Consider the following 20,305-nt stretch of genomic DNA (forward strand, 5'->3'; position numbering starts at 1 on the left):
TTACATGTAATTTACTAAGTAAGTATATCAAAAATAAGAGATATTGTGAAGAAAATTTTACAGTTATTGATACTCAAAGTGACGGATAATCAAACTATCTAACTCTATCTCTATTTCAAAAGAAAATTTATTTGTCTTCTTGGTGACATCAGTAACGATATAATAATAATCGCCCATATCATCGACTGTATAGTAAATCCGATAATCTTCTATCGTAACCTCATCACTAAATAAAATACTATCAGCTATAGTTTCTTTAAAATAATAAATAATTGATAATTCAACTAAACGATTTTCATCAAGTTCTTTGATTCTGACAATTCCACGACTATTTTCCATTACATTAGTAAAAAATACACCAATATTCAATATAGTAATCAATAAGACTATTAAAACAACCTGTAAGATTGAACCTTTATGGGTTAACTGGAACCATTTCATTTTCTAATTCTTCACTTTCATCAACTACTTCGATTTGATAATCATAGCCAATTAGATAAGTGTAAGTATTACTGTCATCTTCAATATCCATATAAATTTTTTTGTCAATTTGGTAAAAGCTTAAATCATTGACATTATGAATTAAAATATCAAATCCTGGCTCTTTTACCAGACGATGATTATGTAAAGAAATAGTAAATGTTTTATCTTCTTGATCTTTATAAGTTAAACAATCGTTGACTTCAATATCTTTAGCCGTATATAGAATTTTTGAAAGTTGATTGGCCCCTAAAGAATAATTGCTCATCGTAACTTTTAGATCATCTTTAACCGCAATAACTTTTAAAATTGGAACCAGATTAAAAAGAATAAGTAAGGTAATTGTCAAAGAAAACAATACTTCCACTAAGGTAAAACCTCTTTTATTGCTCCAACTAAATCGCTTGTCTGCCATAAACTCAACTCCTTTTCTTTTTGAATTTCTAGATAATGCTTATAGTCAGCACAACTGGCATTATAATGCTTTAAAGCAGTAGTATAACAGCTTAAAAGCACTATCACACAACTTACAAATACGCTAAATGCTAGTAAAGTTTCGATTAAGGTTGTTCCTTTTCTATCTAACATAAAAAGCCCCACTTCCGACATTTAAAACTATTTGACTGGAGTTATTCCCATCACTTATTTTTAATGTTCCACCCAAATTGATATTACCATTTCGATTAAAATGGAAATTATCAGATGATTCAAAATAATAACTGGCATCTAAACTAACACTACGACTTTGATCACGATACTGGTAATTAATCATTTGATGAGTAATTTCGATATCAACCTGACAATGATTTAATATTGCCTGGGTTTTAGCCTCTTCTAATAAAGATACAATTACTAAACACTGCTGATTCAAAGAAATTTTTGGTCGATTAACAACTACATAACTGCTAGTAATCGCACTTAAAACAATAATAATACTTAAAACTAATAGCATTTCTACCATTGTGAAACCATTTTTACCTGGCATATGCTTGACCATCACTGATATAAATAGACAATCCACTAGGACAAGTAGCCTGTTTTTGAGTTAAATATGGATGATCACCTGAAGTTAAATCAGAAATGCTATTTGGCAGTTCTCCATGCTCGATTTCATATAGAACGATCTGACTATTGACTACTTCGATTTGCGCGTCACAGCTTTTCTCCTTAACTACCCGATTTTTACTGGTCACATTGGGAATCACTAACAATAAAATTACTAAGATAACTGAAATACAAAAAATCATTTCAATTAAAGTAAAACCATTTTTCTTTTTTTCCATTACCCTTTCCTCCTATAAGCTACCAACTACATTCATCATTGGTATAATAATTGAAATATAAACAATAATTACAAACAAAGCTGTAAAACAATATACAAATACAACCACATATTTCATAATTCTTTTCAACTGAAAATTTAAAGTTTCCAGTGATAGCTCAAGATAATTATTTAATGATTTATCTTGGCGAGTATCATGAATCAATAACTTAAAAAAAGAAACAAAAAGAGGTTCAAAGTAGACAAACTCACTAATAATCATTACTAAATCCTGTCCTTTTAAAACTTGCAAATAGATTTCATATACCAGCATTTTAATATCACTATCGTCTATTTTTTGATATAAGGTAGTAATAATGTTTGAAAAATCGTAGCCATTGATCAATAATTCATTATAGTATAAGGCAAATTTAATCGAGTAGTATTTTTGAATTATAATTTTGATCAAAAAACAATAACTTACCAGCAAATCTAAAAGTTTAAAATATTGTCTTTTTATCGCATAAATAGTAATTATTACTGCAGTACTAAAAAGTAAAATTAATAATATAATTATGATCGGAATAATTTTAAAACTCCAAAAAATTAATCTAGTTACCAAACCTAAACTGATATCAAATTCGATAAATAATTGATTTACCGAAGGTAATAATCCATAAACAATAAACAATGAAAAACCAACCAAAAAAGCAATCAACACGATTGGATAAGTTAATTGTTTTTTTATCTTATTAGCAGTAATATTAATTTTACTAACGATACTTAAACTTTTAATAATCGCATCTGCAAGATTATCTTCAAGTCGAAAAAATTTAAAATATTCAATAAATGTACGATTAAACCCCGATTGAATAATGGCTTCATCTAAAGACATCCCTTGCTTAAGAAATTGATGAATTAAATCGATTTTAGCATTTTTATCGATTACCTGGCAGAGTGATAAAATATCTTCGATTAAGTAGCCTTGTTTTAAAAAAGAAGCAATGTTTTCTAACAAGCGATAATCATCATTCATTAATAGTACCTGCAATTTGTATATAATCGATATAATCGTGCTCTAATAAATAGAGGGCATTTTGTTTAAATGTTCGATATTCCATTGCTTCATTATTGAAATATTTTAAAATATTTTTACGATTTAAAAATTCTGGGAGAATTAATGGTGTGTGGTTTTTTTTATCATAGAGCATCTTTTGAGCTAATACACCAACTAAGACATCTTCTAAATCAATCTTGATTACACCTAGATTAAGTAGTCTTCTAATCGTAATCAAACAATCACTAGAATGAATCGTCGTTAAGACCAGATGACCAGTCAACGCACAAGTAATAGCTAGTTTAGCTGTTTTTTTATCACGAATTTCCCCAATCATGATAACATCCGGATCATGTCTTAAAATTTGTTTTAAAGAATTTTGGTAAGTGATTCCTAGTTTCTCATTGATTTGTAGCTGAAGACAGTAATCCTTATTGATTTCAATCGGGTCTTCTAAAGTCACGATATTTTTTTTATAACGTTGATTGATCGTATCTAACAAGGTATATAGAGTTGTCGATTTACCAGAACCAGTTGCTCCACTAACAATAAATAATCCCGATTTTAAATTAGTAATATGATTTAAAAAATTTAATGTATCTGAAAATACGGTTAGTTTTTCTAAAGTAATCTGGTGATGATTATTTAGAATTCTAATTACTAAACTGTCTAATTCTTTGCCTGGTAAACTAGAAATACGTAAATAATAGATTTTATTCGTGACCGCATAGTCTAAATGCCCGGTTTGTGGCTTTAATCGAAAATTGATATCAATATTAGAAATAAAACGAATGTAATTAAAAAACTTCGAACCAGTTTGATATTCTAGAGAATTATAAAAAATTAAATCACCGCGCTGACGAAAGGAGATAATACACTTATCTTTTAACAATAAATGAATATCGCTAGCATGAGATTCAATTGCATGATATAACATTTTTTCAAATAGTTCATCCATAAAAATACCTCCTATTATTCTTTTACACCACCAATTTTAAAATCTCTTTAAAAATAAAAAAAATCGTAAAAAATTACGATTTTTGTAAATATGGATTAAGCACCCGTTCTTCTTTTAATGTAGTACTAGGACCATGTCCAGGATAAACAATGGCATCAAAATCCAAAGCTTTAATTTTTTCAATTGATTTAAGAGTATCATATTTAGAAGAATTTGGAAAATCAAAACGACCAATAGAACCTTTAAACAAAACGTCCCCAGAAAAAATGATCCCATCATTTACTAGATATATCATTGAAGCTCCGGGACAATGACCCGGCAAATGCAACCATTGCATCTGAATTCCAGCAATTTTCATGGTTTCTTCAGCTGCTAAAACCGGAGCATTGACTATAAAAGGTTCTTCAAAAGTAGATAGATTCAAACGCGGATTTTTTAACATTGCTATATCTTCTTGATTGATATAAATAGGACAATGATATTTTTCATATAAATAATCCACCGCACCAACATGATCAAAATGTCCATGGGTCAACAATATCGCCTGTAAACTTAATTCATGTTCCGTTAAAAATCTATGTAACTTTTTTCCTTGGGCACCAGGATCAACAATTATACAGTCAGTATCATTAATAATTAAATAACAATTAGTCTGCATATTCCCTAAGACAAAATGTTTCACTTCCATTTAAAATCCCTCCAATAAAGAAAAAAAGCCCAAGGGCTTATTTCTTTTCCTTATGAACAGTTTTTTTGTTACATCTAGGACAATATTTGTTAATTTCCATTCTTTCAGGATGATTTCTTTTATTTTTTGTGTTGATATAGTTTTCTTCACCACATTCAGTACATCTATAAATAATATTTTCTCTCATTATTTACACCTCCATTTGCAAACTTTTCGACTTATATAATATCATAGTCTTTGAATAATTACTAGAACTTTTTTAATTTAAACCATACTTTTGTACATAAGCATCAACAACTTGACTAGAAATCATTGGTGCTGAACTTGATCCACCATTTGATGAAACTGTTTGACGATAACATAAGCAGGCAAAAGCTAATACTGGTTCTGATGATTCATCAGCAGCGATATACCCAATTTGTAAATGGTTAGGATAATCAGTTTCGATGGTTTTACCATTTTCATCAGTATAGATTTCGGCAGTACCTGTTTTAGCATATGTAGTATATGATTTACTACTCCAGTAAGAATGACATGTTCCTTCATTTCTTGTTACACAGGCCCGCATTCCTTCTTTAACTCGAGAAAACGCTGTTGTTTGCTCACTAACATCATCTAAAACTTCTGTGTTTTTAGAATATTTAGTATAAACATTTCCTTCATCATCAGTAGTATAAGAATCTAATAATAGATGTGGCTGTACTCGTTTACCTCCATTAGCTAAGGTACAAGTATATTGAGCTAATTGGACCATTGTATAAGATTGATATTGACCAATCATAGCATCCAATAAAAGACCACTGGTTCTTTGACCAACTGAACCTTCATATCCAGTACTTTCATTTGGCACATCCAGTCCTGTCTTCACTCCTAAACCTAATTCACCGTAATCTTGTTTTAAAGTATCAAAAGCGGTGTAATCAATGCTCAAAGGGCCATCATAAATATATTCAGCACCACCTAAAAGCATCGCAATTCTAAACATATAAACGTTTGATGAATAGGCAATTGCATCCACTTCATTTATAGTTCCAAAACTTTTCCATGATTTTTTTTCAGCAGTATTTTTCAATTTAATCGGTTCATCGACAAAATAAGTATTTTCAGTAATCAAATTATGTTTAAAACCAACATATAAAGAACCACCCTTAATAGTTGACCCTATCAAATTTGCATCCAGATAATTTCCAGCAGCATAATCAGAAACTTCACCAGTTTCTTTATTAATAGTTTTTCCGGACATAACAATAATTTCTCCAGTTTTAGGATCCATCAACATTAAAAATACTTTATTAAAGAACCGGTTGCTGGAATTCATAGCTTTCAATTCATTTTCAATAACTGAATCAGCATATTGCTGCAGTTCCCAGTCAATTGAAAGACGGATATTTTCACCTGCAATTCCCGTTTCAGTTGAAACCACAATTGGATTTCCATCACTGTCATAATCAAGGGTATAGCTGCTGTCACTTCCTCTTAAAATATCTTCATATTGACTTTCTAGTCCCGAAGTTCCAACTCGTGAATTGTTTTGATAGCCAAGCGCTAATAGCTGATCTCTAAGTTCGGCTGGTAACCCCTGTTGTTTCGTTGTTACATTACCTAAGACCTGTGAAAAGGAAGTGTCATACACTTTTTGGCGTGACCAGTCAGAAGTAATAGTTATACCAGGTAAAATATCAGAATTTTCTCCAATAATACTAGCTTCTTCATCAGACAGTCCTTCAGCCACGACCGTTGAACCACTAGTACAATTTTTCATCAAATAATAGAAATGCGCATATTTCATTTCATTATCATCCATATACTGGTTGATCAAATCTTCAGTGATTCGTTCGATTTTCATATTATAAATGACTTTTTCAGCATTATCTTGTCCACTGATTGCTTCTTGTTCTTCATCGGTAATTAATGAATTCGCAACATCTTTATGCATTAAAATGAAATAATCTTTTTTAGCTCGGTCAGAGATAACTTTATCATCATGAACATCTAAATTGATATTATTAGCTAAAAATTGAGCTGATTCTTGTAAGACTGCATCCTTTATTTTTTTAGGTGCATAATACGTAGCACTTATGACATTAACATTTTCTACTAATTTCGTATAATTTCGATCAACGATTTCACCACGAGTAGCATCGGTAGTATATTTTGTCGTTCCGTACTGTTCTAATTTAACATTAAGTTCATCTGCCTGAACAAATTGTATATATCCAAGTCTAAACGCCATGATTGATGTAATTGCTACAACAAAACATAACAAACCAATCAAACGACGACTTACAACATTATCTTGTTTATTTTTTTGATCTCGTTCTTGCTCTAAAGCACCATAGAAACGAACTTTTGGTATTTTTCTAAAATTAAACGCCATGTTCATACCTCCATTTTTGTCATTATTATAGACTAAAATAATTATTAAGTAAATTAAAACGTTGAATTAACATAAAAAATAAGAATCTACCATAATTTACCCAAATAAAAAACTGGTCAAACCAGTTTTTTATTCATCATCGACTGATAAAATTGCCATGAAAGCTTCTTGCGGTATTTCAACATTACCAACTGCTTTCATTCGTTTTTTACCTTCTTTTTGTTTCTCTAATAATTTCTTCTTTCGTGAAACATCGCCACCATAACATTTAGCCAAGACATTTTTTCGCATGGCTTTAATATTAGTACGAGCGATAACCTTTCCTTGTAATGCTGCCTGAACAGGAACTTCAAACATTTGACGTGGAATTAATTCTTTTAATTTTTCACAAATAATTTTTCCACGATGGTAGGCAAAATCTTTATGAACAATTGTCGATAAAGCATCTACAACTTCGCCATTTAACAAAATATCCATTTTCTGTAACTTACTTGTTCGATATCCAATAATTTCATAATCCAGAGAGGCATAGCCTTTAGTGCTAGATTTTAATTTATCAAAGAAATCATAAACAATTTCTGATAAAGGAATTTCGTAAATAATATTTTGACGTGTTTCATCAATGTATTCAATATCCTGATATTCACCACGTTTAGCCTGACAAAGTTCCATGATAGCTCCAACAAATTCATTTGGAGTCATAATAGAAGCTTTGACATATGGTTCTTCAATATGATCAATAACTTGTGGATCAGGCATTTTAGCCGGGTTATCCACAATAATCATTGATTTATCAGTTAGATAACAATGATAGATTACTGACGGTGCCGTAGCGATTAAATCAAGATTAAATTCTCTTTCCAGGCGTTCTTGGATAACGTCCATATGTAATAGTCCTAAAAAACCGCATCTAAATCCAAAACCTAAAGCTTGAGAAGTTTCTGGTTCAAACATTAGTGATGAATCACTTAATTGCATTTTTTCTAAAGCTTCTCGTAAATCTTTATATTTAGCATTATCAATTGGATATAAACCACAATATACCATTGGATTTAATGGACGATAACCAGGTAATTGTTCTGTAGCTTCATTTTCCAAAGTGGTAATTGTATCCCCAACATGAACATCCTTGATTGATTTAATTGAAGCCGCCAACCAGCCAACTTCACCAGTAACCAATTCATCTTTTTTGACTTCATTAGGCGTTCTTACACCGACTTCAGTTACTTCATAGCTGGCACCAGTCGCCATAAATTTAATCGTATCACCCACTTTGATCTTTCCTTCTTTAATACGAATAAATACAATTACTCCTCGATAACTATCGTAATAAGAATCAAATATCAATGCTTGGGTAGGATTATCAACACTACCACTTGGTGCTGGAAATTCTTTAACAATTTTTTCTAAAACTTCTTCAACGTTCAAACCACTTTTAGCTGAAATCAACGGAGCATGATCCGCTGGTAAACCAATTACATCTTCAATTTCTTTAATTACTCGTTCTGGATTAGCACTAGGTAAATCAATTTTGTTAATAACTGGTAAGATTTCCAAGTTACTATCTAAAGCCAGATAAACATTAGCCAATGTCTGTGCTTCAACACCTTGAACAGCATCTACAACTAGCACTGCTCCTTCACAAGCAGCTAATGAACGTGATACTTCATAAGTAAAATCGACATGACCTGGAGTATCAATTAAATGTAATAAATACGTTTGACCATCCTTAGCTTTATAATGTAGTTGAACGGCATTTAATTTTATGGTAATCCCTCGTTCTCGTTCCAAATCCATACTGTCTAATAACTGAGCTTTCATATCACGATCAGCTACCGCACCTGTAATTTGTAAAATTCGGTCTGCAAGGGTACTTTTTCCATGATCAATATGAGCAATAATTGAAAAATTTCTAATTTTACTTTGATCAATAGTCATTTAATCACCCACTTTCGTGTAGTAATTATAACAAAAGAAATTAGTAAAGACAATCGATAATTAATCGGGACTAACGAAATATTTATCTAAAATAGATACTCGTTCAGCAATAACTTCAATCGTTGTAATTGCTTTAGCATCGCTACATTCAATATTTCTAGAATGTAAACGTCCTTTAATTGCCAATAACGTTCCTGGTTTGGCAGAATCAATAATCATTTCAGCAATTCCGCGCCATAACGACACCATAATATAATCACTTTCAAAAACGCCTAAACCATTTTTAAAACCTTGTTCGATTTCAATTTTCGCATTAGCAACTTTAACCCCACTTAACGTTGTTTGCATTATAGGTATTTCTACTAACTTTCCAACTAACGCTACTGTATTTAGCATATCATCCCTCCTTAGAAAAAATATAATCATATTTTTCATTTTCTTTCAAGAAACGACAATGTCAAAAAATATATTTAAATTACGTTTACATTCAAATTTAATGGATTTATTAATAAATTTGTCAAAATAACGACCAAATATGTAATTTAAGTCCGATTGAGTCTATAATAATTTATAATAAAAATTTGATTTAAAAATCCTAAATACAAAAAAACAACAGTAATCGTCTGTGATAGGTACTGTTGTTTTCATTTTTCTCATATTAATCTTTAAATTTTTTTTCGTATAAACTCATCAATTCATCTAAAGACATATTATCATCAATTTCATCAATCAATGAATCTTTTTTGTCTTCTTCACTAGATTCAAAATTTAACTTAAACTCACCAGTGCGTTCTTCGATAATTTTTAATTGATCTTGTTCTTCTTCAATGATTTTGGCAATATTACGTAAATTATCTTCAACTGTTGGAACTGATTCCTCTACTTTTGTAACTGAATCTTTAGGTGTTGCCTCATCATCTTCACTGTTTACTTCATTAATACTAGTTAAAGAAGCTTGAGAATCAATCGGTTTCTTTTCTTCATAATCACCAAAAAAAGGACTAATGACCGGAACTAAATCATCCGTTTTTTTGCGCCGTGTTGGGCGTTTTGTTGGAGTTTTAGCAGGTTGGGTTTCTACATTATTTTTAGTTAAACCATTCATTGGTGAAATGACTTCGGTCATCTGATAAACAATTTTAGGCTTTTCAGTATTATTAACTTTCTTTTCGACCGGTTTGGAAGTTTCTTTAGTTTTAGATTTTGGGGTAGTTTTTTCCTTCTCTTCTTTTTTTTCTTGAAATTCTTCGTCATAAATCAAAGGAGAACTAAACTTTTCTTTTCGTCTTTGTTCAACTACTGGATCTACTTCAAAAATATCATCATCTTCTTCATGTTTTTTAAACAAACCTCTAAACATTGATATTACCCCTTTCTGTTAAAAAAATGAATCACCAATTTGATACTGATTTTCATCTAAAACTAAGATTCCTCTTTTTTGAGGTGCGTTAGGTAGATTTAATTCACGTGCAGAACAAATCATACCATCTGAGGGCACTTTTCTTAATTTAGATGGTTTAATAATCATACCACTTGGCATGATTGCTCCAGAAACAGCTACAACAACTAATTGATTTAAAGCAACATTAGGTGCCCCACATACAATTTGTTTCGTTTCAGTTTTTAAATCAACTTGACAAATATGTAAGTGATCAGAATCAGGATGATCTTCAATTTCCACAATTTTTCCCACAATAAATTTTGGAGTTCGATCAACTGATACTGGTGACAAATCATATTTATCTAGTATTTGATTAAATTTATCAACCTGTTCATCGCTAAATGCCACTAAGCCATCATTGATTGTTCCTAAATACTTACTGGCATTTAATAAATTATAACCAATAACATTATCATTTTTATCTTTTAAAACTACTAAATCATCTTTTTTATCATAAGAGAAAGTTTTGCCTTCCCCCAAACGAGCTAATAAAATATCTCCTACTTGCTCAAAATTATAAAATCCATGAAATAACATCGTTACACCTCTTATTTTAAACTATCAATAAATGCTTGAACTTCTTCTTTAGTCTTTCTAAGTTTGCTGACAAAACGTCCAATTTCTTCATGATCATTATAGGCAACAAACGAAGGGATACCTAAAATATCTAAATCCTTACATAAATCAAGCATATTGTCACGATTAATTACATAAAATTTAAACTCAGGATTATTGTCAACTATTTCTCCCATATATGGTTTAATAAACATACAATCAGGACACCAGTCTGCAGTAAACATTATAATAGTTTTACCAACTCTAACTTTATCAAATTCTTCAATTGTTTTAATTTCTATTAATTTATCCATTATTACGATACCTTGCTACCAATTTATAAATTGGCCCTTTCTGTGAAAATTTTTGTTCATATTCAGTCATAATATTCATTTCATTTTCAGGACTATTATGCAAATCCAGATTAACACTTAATATATCAAGTGGATATTGATTTATCGATACAATCGAGTATTCAAACAAACTGCGATTATCGGTTTTAAATTCAATTTCACCATCAGCAACCAAGATTTTTCGATACACATCTAAAAATTTTTTTGAAGTAAGTCGCCGTTTTTCATGGCGTTTTTTAGGCCATGGATCACTAAAATTCAAATAAATATGATTAACTTCATTTTCGGCAAAGATTTCATCTAAATTAATAGCATCAAAATGAATTAATTTCATATTTTCAGGTTTAAAATCATTCGTATTGATTTTATTGACCGCAGCTGCTAAAACACTTGGAAATTTTTCAATCCCAATAAAATTAACCTCTGGATTACGACAAGCAGATTGATAAATAAAATCACCTTTACCCATTCCAATTTCAATATAGATTGGATGATCATTACCGAATACTGCTTTCCATTGATTGTAACATTCATTTGGATTCAATACCACTATATCATCATTTTCTTTTAAAATATCATAAGCTTTTGGATTATTTCTTAAACGCATTACAACTCCCCTTTACATATAAAAATATTCTATCACAAATCACTCATCAAGTCGACTAGTTCATTTTGAGATAATTCCCTAAAATCTCCTAAAGCTAGAGAACGATCCAACTGTAAATTTTTTATCGCAACTCTTTTTAAATGAACAACTTCTTTATTGCAGGCGGCTACCATCTTTTTCACTTGATGAAATTTTCCTTCAAAAATCTCTATTTCCACTTCACAGCTATTTTGATCAGCCTGCAAAATTTTTAAATTAGCTGGCAGACAATGATGGCCATTATCTAAAACAATTCCCTTTTTAAATAATTGAACATCATTTTCATCCATAATACCATCTACTCTAGCATGATAAATTTTACTATGATGACGACTAGGAGCCATCAGTCGATGAGCAAAATCTCCATCATTAGTAATTAGTAATAATCCTTCTGTATCTAAATCTAATCTTCCCACTGGAAATAACTCATAATTTTCATAACCAAAGATTAAATCTAAAACTGTCGGATGAACATTATCTTTAGTAGCACAAACATACCCTTGAGGTTTATTTAACATTAAATAAACATAGGGCTGATAGTTAATCACTTCACCATCACAAACAACTTCATCTTCATTTAAATTAACTTTATAATCATCATTTTTAATAATCTGGCCATTAACAGTAATAAAACCCTTACGAATTAGATTTTTAACTTGCTTACGAGAACCTAATCCATATTTAGCCAGCATCTTGTCCAGTCGCATTTCCATATAAACTAATATACCTTTCAATTTTTTGATTACTTTCTTTGGAAGAATAATATGTCAAATAGACATAAACACTAAATTTTGTTTTAGTAGTAATTCCTGATAAATTTATTCCTTTATAAATACCGTTTTCCTTATCAATTACACCAGGAACCAAAGAATAATTATTTTCTTCCAATACTCCTAAAGTTGGTAAACTCTCACTATCGTCATCTTCAACTTTGGCTATTGCCTGTAAATAATACATATTTACATTAGGGCTGTCAATAATAACATCATAGCGATATTGATTATCATCAGTAGGATTGACAATTAAACGAATTGAAAAATCAGAAACAGCAGTTTCAAAAGTATCATTATCATTTAGTTTTTCTTCATATTGCTGGTATTGTTGATAGTATTTATCATCTACACTGTTATCTTCTTGTTTACATCCACATAAACAGATAGCACATATTAATAATATTAAAAATTTTTTCATAGTAACCTCACATTCTTTTAAGGGAATATTAATGTAGATTAATTACTACCAGCTTATTATAACACATTTTTTAGTTCATTAAAAAAGCTTTCCAGCATTTATAAAAAAATAGGAACATAAAGTTCCTATCGACATTTAAACGTCTTACAAGCTGTTTCTTGCACTTCTTTTGCTTCATTACAATGACAATTGCAAACGACAATCTCTTTAGCTGTACAATTGCAATTTTCATTATAAACGCAACTGTCAACCTGGCAATTTACGCCTCTAGCCATCAAATCACCTCCCTTTATAGTTTTAACCAAAGTTATATTATTATACAAAAAAAGGATAAATGAAAATCATTTATCCTCATAAACGATCAGGCAACTAAAACTATATTCTAATTCACTAGAAAATGTCATAGCTACTTGATAATGCATTGATAAGATTATTGGCTGTTTATCATCAATGAAGTCATTAATCTCATCTTCTAAATCTAATTCATGATCTTTTTCGATTATTTTAACTTTCATATCATGATTATAAAATAATCATGATATGAAATATGTCATTATTGGTTAATTTCTACTTTAAATGTACATTCAAATTCTTCAGCTGGATTTAAAGCAACAATACCTTCTTTATCTTTAAATTCTCCATCAAAATCAACATAATCACTATGTCCTACCCAAGGTTCAATGGCAATTAAACCTCCCACATGTTTAGCAGCCCATAAACCAACATGATTAAAATTATTCATATGGAATACAATTGATTTATTATGATTTAATGATCTTAAAGCAATTGATTCTGATTTAAAATCTTTAAAGACAATTGCATCATTATCAAATAATCGTTGACGAACAAAAAATCTTCGTTCATTATCAAAAAATGGTAAAGTAACTCGTGACATTCCCTTCTTTTCAACATCAATTACTTTTTGCGATAATGTTTCATTTTCACTAAATTCTAGATAATAATCATTGCTTGACTCATTTTCCATAAACGGACAAGCAAAAGCAGGATGACCACCAATTTGGAAATAAATTGTTTTATCATCGATATTAGTAACTTTACAGTTGCAGACTAAAATATTTTTTTCTAGACGATAAGTAACTTCAAGTTTAAATAAATATGGATATTGTTTAGCAATTTCTTCGTTTGAAGTTAAAGTAAAAACTACTTCTTCATCACTGATTTGATTAGTATCATATTCATTATGACGTGAAAAACCATGTTGCGTCATAGAATATACTTTACCTTCAATGCGACATTCATTATTTTTTAAAGCACCAACAATTGGAAACAAGATTGGTGCACTGTTAGCCCATTGAATTGGGTCACGGCGCCACATATAATTAATATGATCCTCTTGACCAATTATTTTAATAATTTCGGCTCCTTTACTAGCCAATGTAACTTCTAGATAATCATTTTTTAAAACAACCATTTTACCCTCCGATTTTCACTTTTCCAGCAAGCATAACAAAATCAACATTTACTTCTTCATCAAACATGATGATATCAGCAATTTTATTGACTGCAATTTCTCCAAGATCGATTAAATTCAAATTTTTAGCTGGATTATAACTTGCTAGATTAACAGCTTCATTGATAGTTAGTCCCAAATGTTGATAAGCATTCTTGACTGCAACATTTAATGCTAATATGCTACCAGCCAAGGTACCATCTTTTAAGCGAGCGGCATTATCTTTAACATAAACAGGTTGATTTCCTAATTTATATTGTCCATCTGGTAAACCAGAAGCTTCAATTGAATCAGTAATTAACATTACTTTATCTACACCTTTGGCTTTTAATAATACCTTGGCAGCTGGATAACTTACATGTATACCATCTAAAATTAATTCAGCATAAACTTGATCATGTTCCATAATCGCACCAACAACACCAGGACTTCGATGAGTAAGTGGGGTCATAGCATTATAAGTATGAGTACCAGAAGTTGCTCCAGCTTTAATACCAGCAACAGCTTGATCATAAGTAGCATCAGTATGACCAATACTTACAACAATCCCTTCTTTAACTAAGTATTCAATTAACGCTTCAGATCCTTCTCTTTCAGGAGCTAAACTTATTTTCTTAACAATATTAGCGTATTCACCCGTTAGAGATTTAAAATTTTCTTCAGTTGGAGCAATCATAAATTCTTCTGGCTGCGCTCCTTTATATTTTTTATTGAAGAATGGTCCTTCCATATGAACTCCAAGAATTCGGCTACCTTCAGTTTTATCCATGCTGATGGCAACATTTTTGATTGCAGCATAAGTATCTTCTTGAGACATTGTCATAGTAGTTGGAAGAATTGATGTCACTCCAGTTTTTAATGATGTTTTAGAAATAGTATTGATATCATCAAATGTTGGATACATCGTATCACTACCACCACGTCCATGACTATGAACATCGATAAATCCTGGTGCTACATAACGTCCCTTAGCATCGATTATCGTTTCATCTTGTGGTTTTCTAGATGAAATCTCACAAATCCGGTCATCTCGAACATAAACGTTTGCTTCGATAACTTCATCTTTTAAAATAACTTTCCCATTTAAAATACAGTATTTCATTATTAAATCCTCCTACATATTTAATATTATAGCACAAATAAAAGAAGATGAAACAAATATAATCACTACAAAAAAAAGCAAAAACAGTTTTAATGTTTTTGCTTAGTAATTCTATTTATCTTGATGATTCAATTCATTAATGATTTTTTCAATTTTATTACCATATTCTAAAGAAGTATCTAATACAAAGTGTAATTCAGGTACCTTTCTGATTGTCAGTCTTTTTGCAAGTAAAGAACGAATAAATCCTTTTGAATGTTCTAAAGCTTCCATTCGTTTTTCAACATTTCGATCCTCTTTACCTAAAAAAGTAACGTAAACTTTAGCAATTGATAAATCTCTAGTAGTTTCAACGGCAGTAATAGTACAAAATCCTATCTTAGAATTTTTGACTTCAAATTGCAGGATTTGCGATAACTCACGTTGAATAATGGCATTCATTTTATCTTTTTTTAAAACCATTTATTTCACCTACTTATTTTCAATTTCTTGCATGATATACCCTTCAACAATATCTCCTTCTTTGATATCATTGTAATTTTCAATACTTAAACCACATTCAAAACCTGATTGAACTTCTTTGACATCATCTTGGAAACGTCTTAATGATGCTAATTTACCCTCATAAACAACAACACCATCACGAATCAAGCGAACACCACAATTACGTGGAATATATCCATCAGTTACATAACATCCGGCAATATTACCAATCTTAGAAATTTTAATAACCTCTCTAATTTCAGCTTGCCCGGTAATTACTTCTTCAACTTCAGGAGCCAGCATTCCTTTCATTGCTGTTTCAATTTCTTCTACCATTTTATAAATAATATTATGAAGTCTGATTTCAACGCCTTCTTCTTCAGCTTTTTGTCTTACTTTAGCATTTGGTCTAACATTGAAACCATAAATAATCGCATTTGATGCTGATGCTAATAATACATCTGATTCAGTGATTCCACCGGCAGTTGAACGAATAACATTAACACGAACACCTTCAACTGAAATTTTTTCTAAAGATGCTTTTACTGCTTCAGCGGTACCTTGAACGTCAGCTTTAACAATAATATTTAAATCAAGAATTTCTCCTTCTTTAATTTGTGAGAATAAATCATCTAGCGATAAAGCTGCTCCAGTACTTCTTTCTTTATCTTGTTTAGCTTTTAAACGAGCCTCACCAATACTACGCGCTTGTTTTTCACTTTCAAATACCATGAATTTATCACCAGCGATAGGTACATCGTTTAATCCAGTAATTTCAACTGGTGTAGCTGGCAAAGCTTCTTTAATAACTTTTCCACGATCATCAAGCATTTGACGAACTCGTCCATAACAAGTACCAACAACGATTGGATCACCAGTTCTTAAAGTTCCATTAGAAACTAATAAAGTAGCAACCGGTCCTCGACCTTTATCAAGTTTACCTTCAACAACACTACCGTAAGCTAAACGATTAGGATTAGCTTTTAAATCAGCCAATTCAGCTACAACTGTTAATGTTTCAAGCAATTCTTCAATTCCAATTCCTTTTTTAGCTGAAATTTCGCAATAAACGGTGTCTCCACCCCATTCTTCAGGTAATAACCCTTGTTCAGCCATTTCACCCTTAATTCTTTCAGGGTCAGCGCCTTCTTTATCTATTTTATTGATAGCAACTACAATTGGTACGTTGGCAGCTTTAGCATGATCGATTGCTTCTTTAGTTTGTGGCATTACCCCATCATCTGCCGCCACAACAATAATTACTATATCAGTAACTTGAGCACCACGAGCACGCATCGCTGTAAATGCTTCGTGACCTGGAGTATCTAAGAATGTGACTTTTTTACCATTAACATCAACCTGATAAGCTCCAATATGCTGAGTAATACCACCAAATTCACCTTCAACAATTGCTGATTTACGAATTGTATCTAGCAATGTAGTTTTACCATGATCGACATGTCCCATAATAGTAACTACTGGACAACGAGGAACTAGATCCTTTTCATCGTCTTGAACTTCTAAATCCTCAAAATTAACTTCACTGACTTCAACATGTTTTTCAGCATCAAAACCATATTCAAGACAGATCAATTCCACTTGTTCATCAGTTAAAGAAGAGTTAATCGTAACCATCATTCCAAGTAAAAATAAAACTTTAATAACATTCGCAGGTGTTTGACCAATTTTTTCAGCTAATTGACCAACTGTAATCCCTTCTTCGTAGACAATAACGCCATCTTTAACAGCTGTTTCTTCTTTTTTTGTTGGAAAATTAGACTTTAATTGTTTCTTTTTTCCGGCTCCTTTTTTATTTCTGTTTTTATTTTGTTTGTTGTGTTTTGCCATACATTCACCCTCCTATCTTTTGTTTTAATAATTTTGCAAAGCCAGTATCCAAAATACCGACTGCAACACGATTATGCTTGCCAATAGCTCTAGATAAATGTTCTATATCACCGGCAATATGATAATCGATATTATAACTGGTACATTTATCTGATAATTTCTTTTTAGTATTATCACTAGCATCACTAGCAATAATAACTAAATAAACTTTATTACTACGAATTTTCTGTAATAATGTTTCACCAGTTGTAACCTTTCGAGCTCGAGATGCCAAACCTAAACAATTATAAAAATCGTTAGTTAGCATATTTCTCTAATTCTTCAAAAATCTCATCAGGGATCTTTACTTGCAGAGCTCGTTCAAGTAATTTTTTCTGTTTGGCTTTTTCGAAAGCTTCATGACTTCGTTTTAAATAAGCACCACGACCATTCATTTTACCAGTAGGATCTACAAAGACTTCTCCTTCTTTGTTACGAACAATTCGAATCAATTGTTGTTTGGGCAGCTGTTCTCCGGTTGCTAAACATTTTCTTAATGGAATTTTTCGCATATTATCCCTCCTTATTTATCATCATAGTACTCATCATATTGATCATAGTCGATTTCTTCTTCGTATTTATTATATTCATCATCGTAATCATCGAAATCATCATAATTATCGTAGAAACCATCGTCGATTTCTTCAATTTCTTCAGAGTCTTCTTGACTACTTGTAACATTTTCTTCACTTTCATCATTAGTTTCCTCAAGCATCTCTTGAGCAAATTCTTGCTGGAAGTCATCATCAACCGGTGAAGGTTCTTCTTCAACTACTGGTGTAGTATCAATTAATCCTAATTCTAACGCTTCACTATAAGATTTGATGTCGATTTTCCAACCTGTTAATCTAACTGCAAGACGAGCATTTTGGCCACGTTTACCAATAGCTAATGATAATTGATCATCTGGAACAATAACTAAAGCACTATGTTTTTCTTCATCAATTGATACATGTTTTACTTCTGAAGGACTTAAGGCATTAGAGATAAAGACTACTGGATCACTGTTCCATAAAATAATATCAATCATCTCACCATTTAATTCATCAACTACATTTTTTACCCGGCTTCCTTTAGGTCCAACACATGAGCCAATAGGATCAACATTTTCATTACTTGTATAAACCGCCATCTTGCTTCTTTCCCCTGGTTCTCTGGAAACAGCTTTAATTTCAACGGTTCCATCATAAACTTCAGGTACTTCTAATTCAAATAATCTTTTAACAAAGTTTGGTTCTGTTCTACTAACAACAATTTGTGTTCCCTTAGTTCCACGATCAACATCACTAACATAAACTTTTAAATGTTGTCCTTCAACTAATTTTTCCCCTGGAATCTGTTTATTTCCAGCTAAAAAAGCGCCAGTTTTACCAATGTTGATAATGGCAAAATTAGGTTCAACTCGATCAACGATTCCTGTAATGATATCATCTTTTTTATCAGCAAATTCATTATATAATGTTTCTTTTTCAGTTTCACGAATTTTCTGTCTGAATAACTGTTTAGTTTGAATAGCAGCTAAACGACCGATATGTTCCACATCAGCTTCAGTTTCTACTACATCACCAATTTGATATTTAGGGTTAATTGCTTGTGCTTCTTCCAATGACAATTCAATATCTTCATCTTGAAGATCATCAACAACAGTTCTTAATTCAAATAATCTAAATTTACCAGTTTTTTCATTAATTTCAACACGCACATTAGCGTCAGAACTTAAATAGTTCTTTTTATATGCTTTGGCAATTGATTCTTTTAACATATCTAAGAAAACGTCTTTTTCAATTCCTTTTTCTTCAATTAATAAATTTAAAGCATTCAAAAAATTCTTATTCGTACTTGAAGCCACTTTTTCTTCCTCCTAAAATTTTACCGCTAATCTTATAAATTTGACATTATCATAGTCAATTTTAACCGTCTTTTTAATATTCTTAACTAAATATTCAAATTCAATCGTTTTATCTTCAATTCCTTTAATAAATCCTTCAACTTCATCCATTCCAGCTTTAGGATCATAAAACTTAGCATAAACATATTTACCAATTGAATTTTGCACCTGTTCAAAAGTTTTTAATGGTTTTTCAATCCCCGGTGAAGAAACTTCTAAATAATATTCACCTTGAATTGGATCAACTTCATCTAATTTTTGACTAATGGCTTCACTAACAGCAACACACGTGTCCATATCAAGTGAACCAACATTCTTTTCAACAAAAATTCTTAAATACCATTCACCGTTTTCATTTACATATTCGATATCATCTAAATAGACATCATGTTCAACTAAAAGTGGTTGAATAATCGTTTTAATGTTTTGTAAAAGTTCCATCATCTCACCTCAATTCAATAATAAAGAGTGGGTTCCCCCACTCCGCTTCGCTATGAAACTATAGATATGATAACATAATTGTCAAAAT

28 protein-coding genes are annotated in these 20,305 nt (G+C 31.0%); all 28 read right to left on the minus strand.

Translation table 11 applies throughout. The annotated features are described in order from the left end of the window. Positions 1–63 precede the first annotated feature (63 nt). Positions 64–441: a hypothetical protein gene (locus Q0K54_RS06280; RefSeq protein ID WP_294579207.1), complete on the minus strand. Its 378-nt coding sequence runs from the start codon at positions 439–441 to the stop codon at positions 64–66. Further along, on the minus strand, positions 416–895 hold the full coding sequence (locus Q0K54_RS06285) for a prepilin-type N-terminal cleavage/methylation domain-containing protein (protein WP_294579209.1): 480 nt from the start codon (positions 893–895) through the stop codon (positions 416–418). Before Q0K54_RS06285 ends, Q0K54_RS06280 begins: the two co-directional genes overlap by 26 nt. Then, positions 847–1,068 carry a hypothetical protein gene (locus tag Q0K54_RS06290; protein ID WP_294579211.1) on the minus strand — a complete coding sequence of 74 codons (222 nt, stop codon included), beginning with the start codon at positions 1,066–1,068 and terminating at the stop codon, positions 847–849. Before Q0K54_RS06290 ends, Q0K54_RS06285 begins: the two co-directional genes overlap by 49 nt. Then, positions 1,058–1,465 (minus strand): competence type IV pilus minor pilin ComGD, encoded by a 408-nt coding sequence (comGD, locus tag Q0K54_RS06295; RefSeq protein WP_294579213.1) that lies wholly within the window; start codon positions 1,463–1,465, stop codon positions 1,058–1,060. Before comGD ends, Q0K54_RS06290 begins: the two co-directional genes overlap by 11 nt. Beyond that, positions 1,455–1,763 carry a competence type IV pilus major pilin ComGC gene (gene comGC / locus Q0K54_RS06300; RefSeq protein ID WP_294579214.1) on the minus strand — a complete coding sequence of 103 codons (309 nt, stop codon included), beginning with the start codon at positions 1,761–1,763 and terminating at the stop codon, positions 1,455–1,457. The genes comGD and comGC overlap by 11 nt, the downstream gene beginning before the upstream one ends. A gap of 12 nt (positions 1,764–1,775) precedes the next feature. Further along, positions 1,776–2,777, minus strand: coding sequence for a hypothetical protein (locus Q0K54_RS06305; protein ID WP_294579216.1), 1,002 nt, complete (start codon positions 2,775–2,777; stop codon positions 1,776–1,778). Next, positions 2,770–3,756 (minus strand): ATPase, T2SS/T4P/T4SS family, encoded by a 987-nt coding sequence (locus Q0K54_RS06310; RefSeq protein WP_294579218.1) that lies wholly within the window; start codon positions 3,754–3,756, stop codon positions 2,770–2,772. The genes Q0K54_RS06305 and Q0K54_RS06310 overlap by 8 nt, the downstream gene beginning before the upstream one ends. Before the next feature lie 73 nt (positions 3,757–3,829). Next, positions 3,830–4,444 (minus strand): MBL fold metallo-hydrolase, encoded by a 615-nt coding sequence (locus Q0K54_RS06315; RefSeq protein WP_294579219.1) that lies wholly within the window; start codon positions 4,442–4,444, stop codon positions 3,830–3,832. Between the two features lie 37 nt (positions 4,445–4,481). Further along, positions 4,482–4,631, minus strand: a complete 150-nt coding sequence (gene rpmG, locus Q0K54_RS06320) for a 50S ribosomal protein L33 (protein ID WP_087298491.1) — start codon at positions 4,629–4,631, stop codon at positions 4,482–4,484. 72 nt (positions 4,632–4,703) lie between these two features. Further along, positions 4,704–6,821: a penicillin-binding protein 2 gene (locus Q0K54_RS06325; protein ID WP_294579221.1), complete on the minus strand. Its 2,118-nt coding sequence runs from the start codon at positions 6,819–6,821 to the stop codon at positions 4,704–4,706. A gap of 129 nt (positions 6,822–6,950) precedes the next feature. Continuing rightward, a complete protein-coding gene (lepA, locus tag Q0K54_RS06330) occupies positions 6,951–8,759 on the minus strand; it encodes a translation elongation factor 4 (protein WP_294579223.1) in 1,809 nt (602 codons plus the stop codon). Between the two features lie 60 nt (positions 8,760–8,819). Beyond that, on the minus strand, positions 8,820–9,155 hold the full coding sequence (locus Q0K54_RS06335; protein WP_294579224.1) for a single-stranded DNA-binding protein: 336 nt from the start codon (positions 9,153–9,155) through the stop codon (positions 8,820–8,822). A 262-nt stretch (positions 9,156–9,417) separates the two neighbouring features. Beyond that, positions 9,418–10,119 (minus strand): hypothetical protein, encoded by a 702-nt coding sequence (locus Q0K54_RS06340; RefSeq protein WP_294579226.1) that lies wholly within the window; start codon positions 10,117–10,119, stop codon positions 9,418–9,420. An 18-nt stretch (positions 10,120–10,137) separates the two neighbouring features. Beyond that, positions 10,138–10,737: a YtpR family tRNA-binding protein gene (gene ytpR, locus Q0K54_RS06345; protein ID WP_294579228.1), complete on the minus strand. Its 600-nt coding sequence runs from the start codon at positions 10,735–10,737 to the stop codon at positions 10,138–10,140. An 11-nt stretch (positions 10,738–10,748) separates the two neighbouring features. Continuing rightward, positions 10,749–11,069 carry a thioredoxin family protein gene (locus tag Q0K54_RS06350; RefSeq protein WP_294579231.1) on the minus strand — a complete coding sequence of 107 codons (321 nt, stop codon included), beginning with the start codon at positions 11,067–11,069 and terminating at the stop codon, positions 10,749–10,751. After that, entirely contained in the window at positions 11,062–11,715 is a 654-nt protein-coding gene (gene trmB / locus Q0K54_RS06355; protein ID WP_294579233.1) for a tRNA (guanosine(46)-N7)-methyltransferase TrmB, read from the minus strand. Before trmB ends, Q0K54_RS06350 begins: the two co-directional genes overlap by 8 nt. Before the next feature lie 32 nt (positions 11,716–11,747). Beyond that, entirely contained in the window at positions 11,748–12,467 is a 720-nt protein-coding gene (locus Q0K54_RS06360; protein WP_294579235.1) for a pseudouridine synthase, read from the minus strand. Further along, on the minus strand, positions 12,436–12,945 hold the full coding sequence (locus Q0K54_RS06365) for a hypothetical protein (RefSeq protein ID WP_294579238.1): 510 nt from the start codon (positions 12,943–12,945) through the stop codon (positions 12,436–12,438). Before Q0K54_RS06365 ends, Q0K54_RS06360 begins: the two co-directional genes overlap by 32 nt. Before the next feature lie 125 nt (positions 12,946–13,070). Then, on the minus strand, positions 13,071–13,220 hold the full coding sequence (locus Q0K54_RS06370; RefSeq protein WP_294579239.1) for a DUF1540 domain-containing protein: 150 nt from the start codon (positions 13,218–13,220) through the stop codon (positions 13,071–13,073). A gap of 66 nt (positions 13,221–13,286) precedes the next feature. Next, a complete protein-coding gene (locus Q0K54_RS06375; RefSeq protein WP_294579241.1) occupies positions 13,287–13,460 on the minus strand; it encodes a sporulation protein Cse60 in 174 nt (57 codons plus the stop codon). A 38-nt stretch (positions 13,461–13,498) separates the two neighbouring features. Continuing rightward, positions 13,499–14,377, minus strand: coding sequence for an aldose 1-epimerase family protein (locus Q0K54_RS06380; RefSeq protein WP_294579242.1), 879 nt, complete (start codon positions 14,375–14,377; stop codon positions 13,499–13,501). A 1-nt stretch (position 14,378) separates the two neighbouring features. Beyond that, positions 14,379–15,518, minus strand: coding sequence for an N-acetylglucosamine-6-phosphate deacetylase (gene nagA / locus Q0K54_RS06385; RefSeq protein ID WP_294579244.1), 1,140 nt, complete (start codon positions 15,516–15,518; stop codon positions 14,379–14,381). Positions 15,519–15,629: 111 nt separating this feature from the next. Further along, a complete protein-coding gene (gene rbfA / locus Q0K54_RS06390) occupies positions 15,630–15,980 on the minus strand; it encodes a 30S ribosome-binding factor RbfA (RefSeq protein ID WP_294579246.1) in 351 nt (116 codons plus the stop codon). 9 nt (positions 15,981–15,989) lie between these two features. Continuing rightward, positions 15,990–17,849, minus strand: a complete 1,860-nt coding sequence (gene infB / locus Q0K54_RS06395) for a translation initiation factor IF-2 (RefSeq protein WP_294579249.1) — start codon at positions 17,847–17,849, stop codon at positions 15,990–15,992. A 4-nt stretch (positions 17,850–17,853) separates the two neighbouring features. Further along, the gene (locus Q0K54_RS06400) at positions 17,854–18,156 is read right to left on the minus strand and encodes a ribosomal L7Ae/L30e/S12e/Gadd45 family protein (protein WP_294579251.1); all 303 of its coding nucleotides are present in this window, start codon (positions 18,154–18,156) and stop codon (positions 17,854–17,856) included. Continuing rightward, positions 18,146–18,400: an RNase P modulator RnpM gene (rnpM, locus tag Q0K54_RS06405; RefSeq protein ID WP_294579254.1), complete on the minus strand. Its 255-nt coding sequence runs from the start codon at positions 18,398–18,400 to the stop codon at positions 18,146–18,148. Before rnpM ends, Q0K54_RS06400 begins: the two co-directional genes overlap by 11 nt. An 11-nt stretch (positions 18,401–18,411) precedes the next feature. Then, positions 18,412–19,737 carry a transcription termination factor NusA gene (nusA, locus tag Q0K54_RS06410; RefSeq protein ID WP_294579256.1) on the minus strand — a complete coding sequence of 442 codons (1,326 nt, stop codon included), beginning with the start codon at positions 19,735–19,737 and terminating at the stop codon, positions 18,412–18,414. A 12-nt stretch (positions 19,738–19,749) separates the two neighbouring features. Beyond that, the gene (gene rimP, locus Q0K54_RS06415; protein ID WP_294579257.1) at positions 19,750–20,217 is read right to left on the minus strand and encodes a ribosome maturation factor RimP; all 468 of its coding nucleotides are present in this window, start codon (positions 20,215–20,217) and stop codon (positions 19,750–19,752) included. Positions 20,218–20,305: the final 88 nt, after the last annotated feature.

It is taken from the genome of uncultured Thomasclavelia sp. (assembly GCF_944324745.1).
GTDB lineage: Bacteria > Bacillota_I > Bacilli_A > Erysipelotrichales > Coprobacillaceae > Thomasclavelia.